Here is a 14,954-nt window from a genome sequence, read left to right on the forward strand (position 1 = left end):
TTCCCCGTGAACGGGGCACGCGTTCAGACTGTGTACACGTCCCCCCGTCTCACCGACCGAACAGAGCTCGTCCATGTCTCGGACCTCCGTGCCTCCCCCCACAGGCTCCCCGGCTGTCGCCTCCGACGCCGGAGGCGACTCGGCCCTCACCCACGGACTCAAGCAGCGCCACCTGTCGATGATCGCCCTCGGCGGTGTCATCGGCGCCGGGCTGTTCGTCGGCTCCGGGGCGGGCATCGCCGCCGCGGGCCCGTCGATCGTCATCGCTTACGCGGTGTCCGGCCTGCTGGTCATGCTCGTGATGCGCATGCTCGGCGAGATGTCGGCGGCCAATCCGGCCTCCGGTTCGTTCTCCGTCCACGCCGAGCGGGCCATCGGGCCGTGGGCGGGGTTCACGGCGGGCTGGGCCTTCTGGGTGCTGCTCTGCGTGGCCGTCGGCCTGGAGGGCATCGGCGCCGCCAAGATCGTCACCGGCTGGCTGCCCGGGACCCCGGAGTGGGCCTGGGTGGCACTGTTCATGGTGGTGTTCCTGGGGACGAACCTGGCCTCGGTGACGAAGTTCGGTGAGTTCGAGTTCTGGTTCGCCGCGCTCAAGGTCGCCGCGATCACGCTGTTCCTGGTGCTGGGCGTGCTGGCGGTCCTCGGGGTCCTTCCGGGCACGGACGCCCCCGGGACCGCCAACCTCAGCGGCGAGGGCGGCTTCATGCCGAACGGCTCCGAGGGCCTGGTCATCGGACTGCTCGCCTCCGTCTTCGCGTACGGCGGTCTGGAGACCGTCACCATCGCCGCGGCGGAGTCCGAGAACCCGGTGCAGGGCGTCGCGAAGGCCGTGCGGACGGCGATGTGGCGGATCGCGCTGTTCTACGTCGGCTCGATGGCGGTCATCGTCACGCTGGTCCCGTGGGACGACCCGAAGGTGGTGGAGGTTGGTCCGTTCTACGCGGCCCTGGAGCACCTCGGCATCCACGGGGCGGCGGAGATCATGAACGTGGTCATCCTGGTGGCCCTGCTCTCGGCGATGAACGCCAACATCTACGGCGCCTCCCGCATGGGCTGCTCCCTGGTCGCCCGTGGCCAGGGCCCCAAGCGGCTCGGCCGGGTCACCTCCGGCGTGCCGCGCACGGCTGTCCTGGTCTCGTCGGTGTTCGGCTTCCTGTGCGTGCTGCTGAGCTACTGGCGGCCGGACGACGTGTTCCCCTGGCTGCTCAACATGATCGGCGCGGTGATCCTGGTCGTCTGGATCTTCATCGCGGTCTCCCAGCTGATCCTGCGCGCCCGGACGGAGCGGGAGGCGCCCGAGAAGCTGGTGGTACGGATGTGGCTCTTCCCCGGCCTGACCGTGGTGGCACTCCTGGCCATGGCCGGCATCTTCTTCCTGATGCTCCGCCAGCCCGACACCCGCGACCAACTGCTGGCGACGGGCGCACTGACGGCGGTCCTGATCGCGGTCGGAGTCGTACGGCAGCGGCGTTCCGCGGCGGCGACGGACGAGTAACCCCGGTACACGAGAACGCCGGGCGGGCCGGATCACTCCGGCCCGCCCGGCGTTTTCGTATGCGCCGGAGCGGGTGCGAGGCCGCGGTCCTACGCCGAAGGGCCGATCCACCCTCAGCCACTCCTGCTGTTAGCCTGCTCTTGCATATAGGTTGCAATAACAACAGAGCAGCATCTGGAGGGTTCGAACCATGGCCACGTACACGCTTCCGGAACTCCCGTACGACTACGCGGCGCTCGAACCGGTCATCAACCCGCAGATCATCGAGCTCCACCACGACAAGCACCACGCCGCGTACGTCAAGGGCGCGAACGACACCCTGGAGCAGTTGGAGGAGGCACGCGACAAGGAGGCCTGGGGAGCGGTCAACGGGCTCCAGAAGAACCTCGCGTTCCACCTCTCCGGCCACATCCTGCACTCGATCTACTGGCACAACATGACCGGCGACGGCGGCGGCGAGCCCCTCGCCGCGGACGGCGTCGGCGACCTCGCGGACGCGATCACCGACTCCTTCGGCTCCTTCGCGGGCTTCAAGTCACAGCTGACGAAGGCCGCGGCCACCACGCAGGGCTCCGGCTGGGGCGTCCTCGCGTACGAGCCGGTCAGCGGCAAGCTGATCGTCGAGCAGGTCTACGACCACCAGGGCAACGTGGGCCAGGGCTCGGTCCCGGTCCTGGTCTTCGACGCCTGGGAGCACGCCTTCTACCTCCAGTACAAGAACCAGAAGGTCGACTTCATCGAGGCGATGTGGCGCGTCGTCAACTGGCAGGACGTGGCGAAGCGGTACGCGGCCGCCAAGGAGCGCGCGAACGTCCTGCTGCTCGCCCCCTGACCCTCGGCACACCGGGAACGTCCTGCCTCGTGATCGTCTTCTCAACCTTCACCGGGCAGGCGGACGAAGGAGGGCCCCCTGCGAGGACGTGACTCGCAGGGGGCCCTCTGTTGTACGGCGGGGGCTCGGGGGCGGCCCCGGGGAGCCGACTCACCGGGCCGACGTGTCGTCCTTGGTCCACGGGCCGACGCCGAGCCGGCCCGTGGTCCCGAGGTCGAGTTCCGGGGTCACCGTCACGGGCGCGGCGCCGGCCTTCGCCGTGACCCTGACGTACGGGGCGTTCACCGCGTCGCCCGCGCCGGTGGTGTTGCGCCACGCCAGGCTGGCGTACGCGGACTCGCCCGGCTGCAGCGTCACGGGCCGGGGCGCGGCATCGCCGCCGATCCCGGTGGAGATCTTGTCGGTGCCGTGGAGGATCCGCACGCCGCTCACCGGCTCGCGGCCCTCGTCCAGCAGTTGGAGTCCGGGATACCCCTCGACCCCGTAGGCGGCGGTGCCGCAGTTGAGCAGGTGGAGGCCCACCACGCGCAGCCCCATGGCGGCGTCGCCCTGGTCGGCCGTGACGCGGATCCCGGAGGGCGGGCAGGTGCCGGCCCCGGAGGACGCCTCGTCCGCCGCGACGGTCCGCACCTTCATGATCCGGGCCAGTCTCCCGCGGGCCATGACCGGTTCGTCGTCCGTGTCGAGGGTGCGCCGCACGGTCTGGCCGGGCTTCACCGACTCGACCGTGCGCGTGGTGTTGTCCATGGCCTGACCGGACTCGTTCATCAGGGTGAACGTGATGGTGAAGGTGAGCGCTTCCTTCTCGGTGTTGGTGACCTCGAACTCGGTGACCGGGGCCGCGGACGGGCCGCAGAGCCGGTTGACGAGGGTCACGTTGTCCCATGTCCGGCCCGAGGGATCCGCGACGGGCGAGGCGGCTGCGCACGTGGCGGAGGCGGCAGGGGTCCCCGAGCCGCCGGCCGTCTCCGTCCCGCATCCGGCGAGCAGCGCGGTGCTCGCGAGGGCGGCACACAGAGCGAGAGGGGTGGCGGTACGCATGCGCCCAGAAGATCAGGGGCCACCCGCCCCGGCTGTGCTCCAGGTCACATATCGCGTCACGGTGGCGTCACAACAGCGGCCGGCGCTCGGGCCTTTCGTCGTACGGCAGGCGGCAGGCGGCAGTTCGACGACGGCCCCGGGGGCGGGGCGTCAGAGCCGGAAGACCGATCCCACGAACTCCGCCAGCAGCCGTTCCTTCAGCGGTCCGGGAAGCGCGTCCAGCAGGACCAGGACCGGGGCCATCCGCGTCGGCAGGCCGCCGTCACCGGTGAGCCCCGCGAAGGCCAGGACCGCTTCGATCTCGTCGGGCCCGAGCTTCGACGGATCGAGCCCCACGGCCAGTTCGGCGAGTGCGGGATCCACCGTGACCGGGGGAAGGGCGCGGGCCGCATCCAGCGCCGTGGCGAGATCGGTGAGCAGGGCGTCCACCTGGCCGACCGTCGCCGGGGTCAGGGTGAGGTGGAGATTGGGCGGCAGGCCGTCGAAGGAGAGCTGCGGCTGGAGGTACCAGCCGCGCTCCCGCATCTCGTCCGCGAGGTGCAGCAGCAGGCTCAGGCCCGGGGTGCCGTCCGGTCCGTCCACGAGCGTGAAGGCGACGAGCCCGGCCGCGGGATCGCCGAGCACCCTGACGCCGCCCATCGTGCGCAGCCCGGCGAGCAGCCGGTCGGACGCCTCGGCGACCCGCCCCGCCAGCGCGGTGTACCCGTCCTCACCGACGTACCGCAGCACCGCCCACGCCTGCGCCAGCAGTCCGGCGGACTTGGTGCCCTGGACGGTCGGGTTGACCACGGGGTAGCCGGGCCAGCCCGCGTGGGCGAAGTACTGGTGGCGGCGGAGGCCGGCGTCGCGGTAGAGCACCACGGACGCGCCTTTGTCTGCGTAGCCGTACTTGTGCAGGTCCACGGAGAGCGAGGTGACACCGGGCACGGAGAGGTCGAACGGCGGTATCTCCCGGCCCGCGCGCCGCAGATGGGGAAGGATCCAGCCACCGATGCAGGCGTCCACATGGCACAGCACGCCCTGCTCGGCGGCGGCTGCGGCGATCTCGGGGACCGGGTCGATCACCCCGTGCGCGTACGAGGGGGCCGAGGCGACGACGAGGGCGGTGCGCGAGGTGATCGCGGCGGCCATGGCCGTGGCGTCGGCCCGGTACGTGGAGCGGTCGACGGGCACCGCGACCGTGTCCAGGCCCAGATAGGCGGCCGCCTTGTGGAAGGCGGCGTGGGCGGTGGAGGGCAGCACCAACTGCGGTTCGGCCACGCCGCGTTCGGCCTTGGCATGGTCGCGGGCGGCCTTCACCGCGAGCAGGATCGACTCCGTGCCGCCGCTGGTGAACGTGCCCTGGACTCCCGGCACGCCCAGCAGTTCCGCCGCCGCCCGCACCACGTCGTTCTCCAGATGGGCGACGCTCGGGAAGACCGTGGGATCCAGACCGTTGACGGTGGCGTACGCGCTGTACGCGGCGGCGGCCAGCTCGTCGAGGCCCTCCAGGCCCGCGTCGTAGACGTACGCGAACGTGCGGCCGCCCCGGGTGGGGGCGTCGGCGCCGCGCAGGGCGGCGAGTTCGGCGAGGACGTCCGGGGCGGGGACGGCGGGTGCGGGGTCAGTCGGCATGGGCGGGCTCTTCCTGGAGTGGGACTCGGTACAGGTGCAGCAGCCAGAGGCTCGCCGCGGCCAGGACGGCGGGCAGCACGCTCATGCCGAGCGTGATCCCCGTCAGCGCCGCCTCGGGCTGGTCCACCCGGTGACCGGCGTCCGAGGACCGGAAGCCGGTCACGGCCAGCACCAGGGCGAACACCCCGGCGCCCAGCGCGAAGGCCAGGGTCTCGGCTGCGGTCCAGAGCCCGGTGAACGTCGCGGCCCGCCGCCTACCGGTCCGGGCCACGTCGTCGGCGAGGGTGTCGGCCAGCATGGTGAGCGGCAGCAACTGGAGCCCGGCGTAGGCGATCCCGATGACGGCGACGGACACGTAGCCGAGGGCCGGTCCGCCCTGCCGGGTGAAGGCGAGCGCGATCGCCCCGGCGAGGTAGAGCAGCGAGGCGCACCACTGGGCGTACCGGGTGGAGCGCAGCCGGGCCAGCCGGCTCCAGAGCGGCATGCACAGCACCAGCGGGCCGATCAGGCAGGCGAAGAGCGGGGTGACGGCACCGGCCGAGCCGAGGGTGTACGTGGCGAAGTACTGGACGCCCGCGAGCATCACGCCGATCGCGAGGGCCTGGAGCGTCCACATGGCGAGGAGGTTGCGGAAGGGCCGGCTGGAGCGGGCCGCGGCGAGCTGGGCGCGCAGGGTCGGCTCGGCCTCGCTGCGGGCGACGGCCGGGGCCCCGCGGGTGGTGAACCAGGCGCCGAACATGCCGACGGCCAGGAGCACGGCGACCGCGAGGCCCATCAGCCGGTAGCTCGCCGGGGTGTCCCCGTCGGCGTGCGCGATGGCGGGGGCGAGCGCCCCGGAGAGCAGGATGGCGACGCCGAGGAAGGCGACCCGCCAGCCGAGGATCCGGCGGCGTTCGTCCGGGTGCTCGGTCATCTCGGCGGGCATCGTCACGTACGGCACCTGGAAGACGGCGTAGGCGGTGGCCGCCAGCAGGAACAGGGCCGCCACATAGCCCGCGGCGGCCGCGCCCCGCAGCGGCGGCGCGGCGAAGAGCAGGGCGAAGAGCGGCGGCAGGGTGCAGGCGCCGATCAGCAGGAAGGGCCGTCGCGGACCGCCGCTCAGTCGGCTGCGGTCGGATACGGCACCGACCAGCGGGTTGATCAGGACGTCCCAGGCCTTGGGCAGGAACACGGCGGCGCCCGCGACGGCGGCGGGCACGGCGAGCACGTCGGTGAGGTAGTAGAGCAGGATCAGTCCGGGCACGGTGGCGAACGTGCCGGTGCACAGCGAGCCGAGCCCGTAACCGATCCGGACCCGGCGCGGCACGCGGGGGGCCGTGTCCGGTTCCGCTTCCCTGGCCGTGCGGGCGTCGGCTGGCATGCCGCCGATCATGAACGAGAGTTCGAGCCCGCGGCAAGGGTCCCGCATGACAGGTGTGTGAACTCGGCCTGTGCCGACCGCGGCTCGGGCCCGCTCGGGCACGGGCCCACTGTCAGACCCCTGTCGCATGTGCTTCGGCCCCAGGCCTCGTTCACGATCGACTACCCGGTGCTGGACCCGGATGGGGGCTTCGACTTCGACGACGCGGAGCAGATCGCGCGGCGGCTGCCCCGGCTGCACGCGCTGTACGGGTGACGCGACGGGGTGCGGGATCCGTCCGGACCCCGCACCCCGGGACGGTCAGTCGAAGATCGGGCCCTGCGTCCGGGTCCGCTTGATCTCGTAGAAGCCCGGGATCGACGCGACCAGCAGCGTGCCGTCCCACAGCTTCGCCGCGTCCTCGCCCTTCGGGGCGGGGGTGACGACCGGGCCGAAGAAGGCGATCTGCTCCCCGTCCGCGCCGGGCACCGCGATGACCGGGGTGCCGACGTCCTGGCCGACCTTGTCGATGCCCTCCTGGTGGGAGGCGCGCAGCTCGGTGTCGTACGCGTCGGAGTCCGCGTACTCCACGAGCTCGGCCGGCAGGCCGACGTCCTTCAGCGCGCCCACGATCGCGTCGCGGGTGGGGCCCTCGCCCTGGTTGTGGAAACGCGTGCCGAGCGCGGTGTACAGCGGGCCGACGATGTCGTCGCCGTGCTTCTGCTGGGCGGCGATCACCACGCGGACCGGGCCCCAGGCCTTGTTCTCCAGCATGTCGCGGTACTCGTCGGGAAGCTCGTCCAGCTTGTCCTCGTTGAGCACGGCCAGGCTCATCACGTGCCAGCGGACCTCGACGTCGCGGACCTTCTCCACCTCCAGCATCCAGCGGGAGGTCATCCAGGCCCAGGGGCAGAGCGGGTCGAACCAGAAATCGGCGGGGGTCTTGCCGGTCACCGTGCTGTTGTCAGACATCTCTCTCCTCATGAGGGCCGTTCGCATGCTGTGACCGAGAACACCGCCGGGCGCCCCCGCCATTCCCGAACGCGTGACCGGAAGGCGGCATGGGAGGATCAAAATATTCGAAGGTGACACAAAGGAGTGTGCTCGTGCCCGGTGAGAACCTGTCCCGCGACGAGGCCCGTGAGCGGGCCGAGCTGCTGACCGTCGACGGTTACGACGTCGTGCTCGACGTCCGTTCCGCGATCGGTGGGCCCGATGGGGAGGGCGAGCAGACCTCCGGTCCGCGGACCTTCCGTTCGGTGACGACGATCCGGTTCCGCTCGGCGCGTGCCGGTGCGACGACGTTCGCCGATCTGATCGCCCCGTCCGTGAACGCGGTGACCCTGGACGGCACGGCGCTGGACCCGGCAACCGTCTTCGACGGAGTGCGGGTGACCCTGGCGGACCTGACGGAGGGCGAGCACGTCCTGGTGGTCGACGCGCAGTGCGCGTACAGCAGGACCGGCGAGGGCATGCACCGCTTCGTGGACCCGGAGGACGGCGAGGTCTACCTCTACACCCAGTACGAGCCGGCGGACGCGCGACGCGTCTTCGCCAACTTCGAGCAGCCCGACCTCAAGGCGCCCTACCGCTTCCAGGTGACGGCTCCCGAGGAGTGGACGGTCTGGAGCAACGGGGCCGAGGAGTCCCGCGACGGCGGGGTGTGGCGGTTCGCCGAGACGAAGCCGATCTCGACGTACATCACGGCGGTCGTCGCCGGTCCGTACCACTACGTGACCGACTCCTACAGCCGTACGTTCGACGACGGCACGACCCTGGACATCCCCCTCGGCGCGATGTGCCGCAAGGGACTCGCCCGGCACTTCGACGCCGACGACGTCTTCCTGATCACCAAGCAGGGACTGGACTTCTTCCACGACAACTTCGACTACCCGTACCCGTTCGGCAAGTACGACCAGGCCTTCGTCCCCGAGTACAACCTCGGTGCGATGGAGAACCCGGGCTGTGTCACGTTCCGCGAGGAGTACATCTTCCGCGGCAAGGTGACGCAGGCGGCGTACGAGGGCCGGGCCAACGTCATCCTACACGAGATGGCGCACATGTGGTTCGGCGACCTCGTCACCATGCAGTGGTGGGACGACCTGTGGCTCAAGGAGTCCTTCGCCGACTTCATGGGCGTTTTCGCCATGGTGGAGTCCACGCGGTTCAAGGACGGCTGGATCACCTTCGCCAACAACCGGAAGTCCTGGGCCTACCGCGCCGACCAGCTGCCGTCCACCCACCCGATCACGGCCGACATCCGTGACCTGGAGGACGCCAAGCTGAACTTCGACGGCATCACGTACGCCAAGGGCGCCTCGGTGCTGAAGCAGCTGGTGGCGTACGTGGGGCGGGACGCGTTCCTGGAGGGCGCGCGGCGCTACTTCAAGAAGCACGCGTACGGCAACACGCAGCTGGGCGACCTGCTGTCGGTGCTGGCCGAGACGTCCGGGCGGGACATGGCCTCGTGGTCGCGCTCCTGGTTGCAGACCGCCGGTGTCAACTCGCTGACCCCGGTGGCGGTCTACGACGCCGCGGACCGGATCACCGAGCTGGCGGTCCTCCAGGAGGCGGCCGAGTCGCACCCGGAGCTGCGCCCGCACCGGGTCGCGGTCGGCCTGTACCGGCGCACGCCCGACGGTGACCTGGTGCGTTACGCCCGGGCCGAGGCGGACGTGGCGGGGCCGCGCACCGTGATCACGGAGCTGGCCGGGGCCGAGCGGCCCGAGCTGATCCTGGTCAACGACGACGACCTGACGTACTGCAAGGTCCGCTTCGACGAGGTGTCCCTGGCGACGCTGCGCTCGCACCTCGGCGACATCACGGATCCGCTCGCGCGGGCGCTGTGCTGGTCCGCGCTGTGGAACCTCACCCGGGACGGGCTGATGCCGGCCCGCGACTTCGTCTCGCTGGTCCTGGCCTTCTCCGGCCGGGAGACGGACATCGGTGTGCTCCAGATGCTGCACGCCTGGACCCGGACCGCGCTGGTGCACTACGCGGCGCCCGCATGGCGCGAGGAGGGCGGCCGGGCGCTGGCCGAGGGCGCGCTGCGCGAGCTGCGGCTCGCCGCGCCGGGCAGCGAACACCAGCTGGCGTGGGCCCGCTTCTTCGCGGCGGTCGCCGCCTCGGACACGGACTTCCAGCTGCTGTCCGGGCTGCTCGACGGCACGGCGCGGATCGACGGGCTCGACGTCGACCAGGAGCTGCGCTGGGTGTTCCTGTCGCCGCTGGCCTCGCACGGCGCGGCCGACGAGGCGGCCATCGGCGCCGAACTGGCCCGGGACGACACGGCGTCCGGCAAGCGCCACCAGGTGCGGTGCCTGGCCTCGCGGCCGTCGGCCGCGGTCAAGGCTCAGGCGTGGGCGGGTGTCGTGGAGTCGGACGCGCTGTCCAACGCGCTGGTGGAGGCGACGATCGCGGGGTTCGAGCAGTCGTCGCAGCGGGAGTTGCTGGCGCCGTACGCGAGCACGTACTTCGAGGTGATCGAGCGGGTGTGGGCCGAGCGGTCCATCCAGATCGGGATGGCCGTGGTGAAGGGCCTGTTCCCGGCCCTTCAGGACGATCCCGCAACGCTGGAGGCGACGGACGCGTGGCTGGCGGCGCACGCGGACGCGGCGCCTGCGCTGCGGCGGCTGGTGCTCGAGGCCCGGGACGACCTGGCCCGGGGGCTGCGGGCTCAGGCGTGTGACGCTGCCGAGGTCTGATGGTTCGGCCCGTCCGGCGTGACGGCCCTCGCCCGGGTGCCCCGCACCCCGGCGAGGGGTCCGTCCTCGAACGCCGCACGGGCTGGATCGGAGCCCGAGGGGCGTGCGCGTGCGGCGCCCGGCCGTGGCGGCGCGCCCCCTCGGCGCCGCTCATAATCCCAGGCGGGTCGGACCTTTTCGGCAGTCGAACGTCCGTACTTCAGGACGGCGTTGTCCTGAAATGTCGACGGGCCTGTAACAGGGGTTAAGGCCTCGGCCACCGGCGGGATAAACCGGAGCATGGCCCAGAACACCCCGCTCTCCCCCTGCCACCTCCGCATCACCTCCGAGGTCCGGCAACGCGTCCTGTCCGCCGCCCGGTTGAAGGCCCTCGGGGTCTCCCCCGCACAGGCCGGCGAGCAGTGCCGGACCGGTGGGCCGTGGCAGCAGCCACTGCCCGGCGTCTTCGTGCTGCACCCGCGGCCGCTCAGCGGCCGGGAGCGCCTGCGATCGGCCCTGCTGTACGCGGGACGGCCACCGGCCTCCGGGCGGCGGACCGTGCCGGCGCAGGCCGGCGGCACGGACGCCGGGTACGGCGAGGCGATGGTCACCGGGCTGGCCGCGCTCTCGCTGTACGGCTTCGCCGCCGCGCCACCCGTCGTGTCCACGGACCGCATCGACGTACTGGTGCCCCGCAGCCGCCGGCTGCGGTCGGTCCGGTACGTCCGTCTGGTGCGGACGTCCGAGCCGCCGCGGCCCGAGCAGCTGGACGGGATGCCGGTGGCGCCGGTGGCCCGCGCTCTCGCGGACGCCGTCGCGGGTCTCGCGGACGCCCATGCCGTACGCCGGCTGCTCACCGAGGCGGTCCGCGGCGGCCACTGCGAACCTGCCGTCCTGGTCGGCGAGTTGAACCGCGCCAAGGTGCTCGGCCGCCCCCAGGTGGTGAACGCCGTGGACTCGCTGCTCGCCGAGGGCCGGGCGCTGGCGGAGGAGCGGCTGTACGACATGGTGCGGGCCCACGGGCTCCCGGAGCCGCTGTGGAACGTGGACCTGCGACTGCCCGGCGGTCCGCACCTGGGCGCCGTCGACGCCTACTGGCCCGAGGAGGCGGTCGCCGTGGAACTGGACACCAGGGCCCCGCGCCACAGCCGGCTCGACGACGGCCACCGCCAGGAGGAGCACGAGGCCGAGTGGTCCGCGTACACCGCCCGGCGCGAGCACCTGGAAAGGCTCGGCGTCACCGTCGTCAACCTCGCGCCGATGAAGCTTCGTGACTCGAGGGAGCAGCAGGCGACCGTCGTCCGGACGGCGCTGATGGCGGCGGCCGACCGCGAACCGGCCGCGTACGTGATGATCCTGCCCAGGTGAGGCCCCCACGCGCCCCGTATCCACCACTTCGTCCCACGTGACGCTTCGGCCCCAGTGGCGGAAGTCCGCCATGTCCATAACTCGCCCCTCACAACTCTCCACAAACCCCTGTCATTTACGAAAGGGTGAGCGGTCATCCGGTACCGATTTCCGGACTCTCTCTTTCACATACAGGGATGCTGATGACCTCCGAATCCCCCAGCTACATACCCGGGGCGAGACGCGTGGCCCGCGTCGCGGCCGCCGCCGGACTGGTGGCCGCACTGGCCGCCACCGGCGCCGCTCCCGTCTTCGCGGCCGACGACCCGGCCACCGCCCCCGTCAAGGCGGCCGCCGGCAACGCCACGGCGGACAAGCTCGGCACGGCCGACGCCGATGTACTCGCCAAGGCCGAGGCCAAGGGCGAGAAGAACATCACCATGATGGTCGCCACCGCTCCGGGTGCGACCGAGCAGGTCACGAAGCAACTGGACGCCGTCAAGGGCTCCGTGCTGGGGCGTGCGTACGACAAGCTCGGGTACGTACGGGCGACCGTGCCGACCGCGTCCGCCGAGGCCACCATCAAGGCGGCCTCGAAGCTGACCTCCGTCCACGGCATCGATCTCAAGCAGGAGATCGTTCTGGACGACCCGACTCCCGCGGCCGACCGGGCGACCGGCAGCCGGACCGCGGTGAAGTCGACCGGGACCTACTCGGCGCCCGGGAAGAAGACCCCGGCGAAGAACCCGTACAACCCGTCCTTCGAGACGGGTGCGGTCGACTTCGTCAAGCAGCACCCGAAGGCCGACGGCCGCGGCGTGACCATCGGCATCCTCGACTCGGGTGTCGACCTCGGCCACCCCGCGCTGCAGAAGACCACCACCGGTGAGCGCAAGATCACCGACTGGGTGACGGCCACCGACCCGGTCAGTGACGACGACGGCACCTGGCTGCAGATGACGGACGCCGTGTCCGGCCCGACGTTCACGCACGACGGCCGTACCTACTCGGCCCCGGCGGGCTCGTACAAGATCAGCGTGTTCGAGGAGGCCGCCACCAAGGGTGGCGACATGGCCGGCGACCTCAACCGCGACGGTGACACCACCGACGCGTGGGGCGTCCTGTACGACCCGGTCACCGGTACCACCCGGGTGGACCTGAACAACAACGCGGACTTCTCCGACGACGCCGTCCTGAAGCCGTACAAGGAGAAGCACCAGGTCTCCTACTTCGGTACGGACGACCCGCGGACCGACGTCGTCGAGCGCATCCCCTTCGTCGTGGAGACCCGCAAGGACGTCGTGTACGACGCGGCGGGCAACACCTCCGACTACGTCAGCATCGGCGTCATCGAGTCCGAGCACGGCACGCACGTCGCGGGCATCACCGCTGCCAACGGCCTGTTCGGCGGCAAGATGAGCGGTGCCGCGCCCGGCGCGAAGATCGTCTCCTCGCGCGCCTGCACCTGGTCCGGCGGCTGCACCAACATCGCCCTCACCGAGGGCATGATCGACCTCGTCGTGAACCGCGGAGTCGACGTCGTCAACATGTCGATCGGCGGACTGCCGCCGCTCAACGACGGCAACAACGCCCGCTCGGAGCTGTACAAGCGCCTCATCGACATCTACGGCGTCCAGCTGGTCATCTCGGCCGGCAACGACGGTCCGGGCGTCAACACCATCGGTGACCCCGGCCTCGCCGACCACGTCATCTCGGTCGGCGCGTCCATCTCGAAGGAGACCTGGGCCGCGAACTACGGCTCCGGCGTCACCAAGAAGTACGACATGATGCCGTTCTCCTCGCGCGGTCCGCGTGAGGACGGCGGCTTCACGCCGACCCTGACGGCCCCCGGCGCGGCGATCAACTCGACGCAGACCTGGCTGCCCGGCGGTCCGGTCAAGGAGGCCGGCTACTCGCTCCCGGCCGGCTACTCCATGCTCCAGGGCACGTCGATGGCCTCCCCGCAGGCCGCCGGCGCGACCGCACTGCTGCTGTCCGCCGCGAAGCAGAAGCACATCGAGCTGCCCCCGGCCGATCTGCGCACCGCGCTGACCAGCACCGCCACCCAGATCAAGGGAGTGCCCGCGCACGCCCAGGGTGCCGGTCTGATCAACATCGTCGGCGCCTGGAAGCAGATCGAGAAGCAGGGCGCCCCGGCGCACGAGTACACGGTGAAGGCCCCGGTCGACACCGCGATCGACTTCGCGCTGAAGACCCCGGGCTTCGGCACCGGCCTGTACGACCGCGAGGGCGGCCTCAAGGCCGGCCAGACGAAGTCGTACGACGTCACGGTCACCCGCACCACGGGCCCGGACAAGGACGTCAAGCACAAGCTCTCCTGGAAGTACTCCGACGGCACCTTCAAGCTGACCGGCCCGAGCACCGTCTCGCTGCCGCTCGGCAAGCCGGTGACGGTCAAGGTCCAGGCGAAGCCGGGCAGCGCGGGCGTGCACAGCGCGATCCTGCAGCTCGACGACGCGAAGACCTCCGGTGTGGACCAGCAGATCCTGACGACGGTCGTCGTCGCCAAGGACCTGGTGAAGCCGGGTTACGCGTACACGGCGTCCGGCTCGGTGCAGCGCAACGGCACCACGTCGTACTTCGTGAACGTGCCGGAGGGCTCCAAGACCCTTGAGGTCGCCATGAGCGCCCTGCGCTCGGGCAGCCAGACCCGCTTCATCTCCATCCACCCGTACGGGGTCGCGGTGGAGGACAGCGGGACGCCGTTCTGCTACCCGAACTACGAGAACCCGGCCAACACCTGCCGCCCCGACGTGCGCTCGTACGCCGACCCGCAGGCCGGTGTCTGGGAGATCGAGGTCGAGGCCCGGCGCACGTCGCCGCTGCTCGACAACCCGTACAAGCTGGATGTCTCGCTGCTCGGCGCGACCTTCGACCCGGCGGTGCAGACCATCGCCGAGGCGAAGATCGGCACCCCGGCCGCGGTGAACTGGACGGTCACCAACAACGCGGGTGACCTGGCGGGCAAGCTCAAGGGCGGCTCGCTGGGCTCGGCCGACGTCGAGCGTCCGTCGATCTCCACGGGCGGCGAGTACGTCAAGGAGGTCACCATCGGTGAGGGCGTCGAGAAGCTGGACGTCGCCATCGGCGGCACCTCGGACGCCAACGCCGACCTGGACCTGTACGTCTACAAGGGCGCGGCCCAGGTGGGTGCCTCCACCACGGCCGGCTCCGAGGAGGCCGTCAGTCTGCTGAAGCCCGCCGCGGGCACGTACACGGTCGTCATCGACGGGTACGACGTCCCGGCCGGCACCACCGAGTACGACTACCGCGACGTGTACTACTCGCCGTCGCTCGGTGCGATCAACGTCGACGAGTCGAAGGCCGTCGACCTGGCCTCCGGCGCATCGGCCCAGGTCGGTGCCGAGGTCGCGGTCGCCGGGGCGGCCCCCGAGGGCCGGCAGTTCTTCGGCGAGGTCCAGCTGGTCAACGCGCGCGGCACCGCCGCGGGCACCGGCAGCGTCGTGATCGAGAAGGTCACGCCGTAGCCGCATCGCGGTGACCATGTGATCCGTACGACAGTGGGGCGGGCGCTCAACGGGCGCCCGCCCCACTGCGCTGTCCGCACCCCGTCCGCAGGTC

General features: G+C 71.2%; 10 protein-coding genes. 6 read left to right on the top strand and 4 right to left on the bottom strand.

The annotated features are described in order from the left end of the window. Positions 1-73: 73 nt before the first annotated feature. Together SH922_RS13125 and SH922_RS13130 are read left to right on the top strand one after the other, a co-directional pair. A complete protein-coding gene (locus tag SH922_RS13125) occupies positions 74-1,495 on the top strand; it encodes an amino acid permease (protein ID WP_393058144.1) in 1,422 nt (473 codons plus the stop codon). Positions 1,496-1,685: 190 nt separating this feature from the next. Continuing rightward, positions 1,686-2,327, top strand: coding sequence for a superoxide dismutase (locus SH922_RS13130; RefSeq protein WP_393058145.1), 642 nt, complete (start codon positions 1,686-1,688; stop codon positions 2,325-2,327). 150 nt (positions 2,328-2,477) lie between these two features. Here the strand turns inward: SH922_RS13130 and SH922_RS13135 are convergent, their stop codons facing one another. The 3 genes from SH922_RS13135 to SH922_RS13145 all read right to left on the bottom strand — a co-directional run bounded on the left by SH922_RS13135 (position 2,478) and on the right by SH922_RS13145 (position 6,342). Next, on the bottom strand, positions 2,478-3,368 hold the full coding sequence (locus SH922_RS13135) for a DUF4232 domain-containing protein (protein ID WP_393058146.1): 891 nt from the start codon (positions 3,366-3,368) through the stop codon (positions 2,478-2,480). A 150-nt stretch (positions 3,369-3,518) separates the two neighbouring features. Beyond that, positions 3,519-4,982, bottom strand: coding sequence for a pyridoxal phosphate-dependent decarboxylase family protein (locus SH922_RS13140; RefSeq protein ID WP_393058147.1), 1,464 nt, complete (start codon positions 4,980-4,982; stop codon positions 3,519-3,521). Further along, a complete protein-coding gene (locus SH922_RS13145; RefSeq protein ID WP_393058148.1) occupies positions 4,972-6,342 on the bottom strand; it encodes an MFS transporter in 1,371 nt (456 codons plus the stop codon). The genes SH922_RS13140 and SH922_RS13145 overlap by 11 nt, the downstream gene beginning before the upstream one ends. Positions 6,343-6,471: 129 nt before the next feature. Here SH922_RS13145 and SH922_RS13150 point away from each other — a divergent pair, with 129 nt between their 5' ends. After that, complete coding sequence (locus SH922_RS13150) at positions 6,472-6,597, top strand: hypothetical protein (RefSeq protein ID WP_393058149.1); 126 nt, start codon at positions 6,472-6,474, stop codon at positions 6,595-6,597. A gap of 45 nt (positions 6,598-6,642) precedes the next feature. On the opposite strand, the gene SH922_RS13155 is transcribed toward SH922_RS13150, so the two are convergent. After that, a complete protein-coding gene (locus tag SH922_RS13155; RefSeq protein WP_393058150.1) occupies positions 6,643-7,293 on the bottom strand; it encodes a DsbA family protein in 651 nt (216 codons plus the stop codon). 134 nt (positions 7,294-7,427) lie between these two features. Between SH922_RS13155 and pepN the strand changes: the two genes are divergently transcribed. The 3 genes from pepN (at position 7,428) to SH922_RS13170 (ending at position 14,860) form a co-directional block, all read left to right on the top strand. Then, positions 7,428-10,025: an aminopeptidase N gene (gene pepN, locus SH922_RS13160; RefSeq protein WP_393058151.1), complete on the top strand. Its 2,598-nt coding sequence runs from the start codon at positions 7,428-7,430 to the stop codon at positions 10,023-10,025. A 279-nt stretch (positions 10,026-10,304) separates the two neighbouring features. Then, positions 10,305-11,372, top strand: coding sequence for a hypothetical protein (locus tag SH922_RS13165; RefSeq protein WP_393058152.1), 1,068 nt, complete (start codon positions 10,305-10,307; stop codon positions 11,370-11,372). A gap of 176 nt (positions 11,373-11,548) precedes the next feature. Beyond that, complete coding sequence (locus SH922_RS13170; protein WP_393058153.1) at positions 11,549-14,860, top strand: S8 family serine peptidase; 3,312 nt, start codon at positions 11,549-11,551, stop codon at positions 14,858-14,860. Positions 14,861-14,954: the final 94 nt, after the last annotated feature.

Origin of the sequence: Streptomyces sp. LN549 (genome assembly GCF_043203805.1) — a bacterium.
In the GTDB taxonomy this organism is placed as follows: Bacteria; Actinomycetota; Actinomycetes; order Streptomycetales; family Streptomycetaceae; genus Streptomyces.

What these genes read in the sequence shown, in the direction of transcription:
- SH922_RS13135 (WP_393058146.1), bottom strand. Translation starts at nt 3,368, where the DNA reads ATGCGTACCGCCACCCCTCTCGCTCTGTGTGCCGCCCTCGCGAGCACC.
- SH922_RS13145 (WP_393058148.1), bottom strand. Translation starts at nt 6,342, where the DNA reads ATGCCAGCCGACGCCCGCACGGCCAGGGAAGCGGAACCGGACACGGCC.
- SH922_RS13140 (WP_393058147.1), bottom strand. Translation starts at nt 4,982, where the DNA reads ATGCCGACTGACCCCGCACCCGCCGTCCCCGCCCCGGACGTCCTCGCC.
- SH922_RS13130 (WP_393058145.1), top strand. Translation starts at nt 1,686, where the DNA reads ATGGCCACGTACACGCTTCCGGAACTCCCGTACGACTACGCGGCGCTC.
- SH922_RS13170 (WP_393058153.1), top strand. Translation starts at nt 11,549, where the DNA reads ATGCTGATGACCTCCGAATCCCCCAGCTACATACCCGGGGCGAGACGC.
- SH922_RS13125 (WP_393058144.1), top strand. Translation starts at nt 74, where the DNA reads ATGTCTCGGACCTCCGTGCCTCCCCCCACAGGCTCCCCGGCTGTCGCC.
- SH922_RS13155 (WP_393058150.1), bottom strand. Translation starts at nt 7,293, where the DNA reads ATGTCTGACAACAGCACGGTGACCGGCAAGACCCCCGCCGATTTCTGG.
- SH922_RS13165 (WP_393058152.1), top strand. Translation starts at nt 10,305, where the DNA reads ATGGCCCAGAACACCCCGCTCTCCCCCTGCCACCTCCGCATCACCTCC.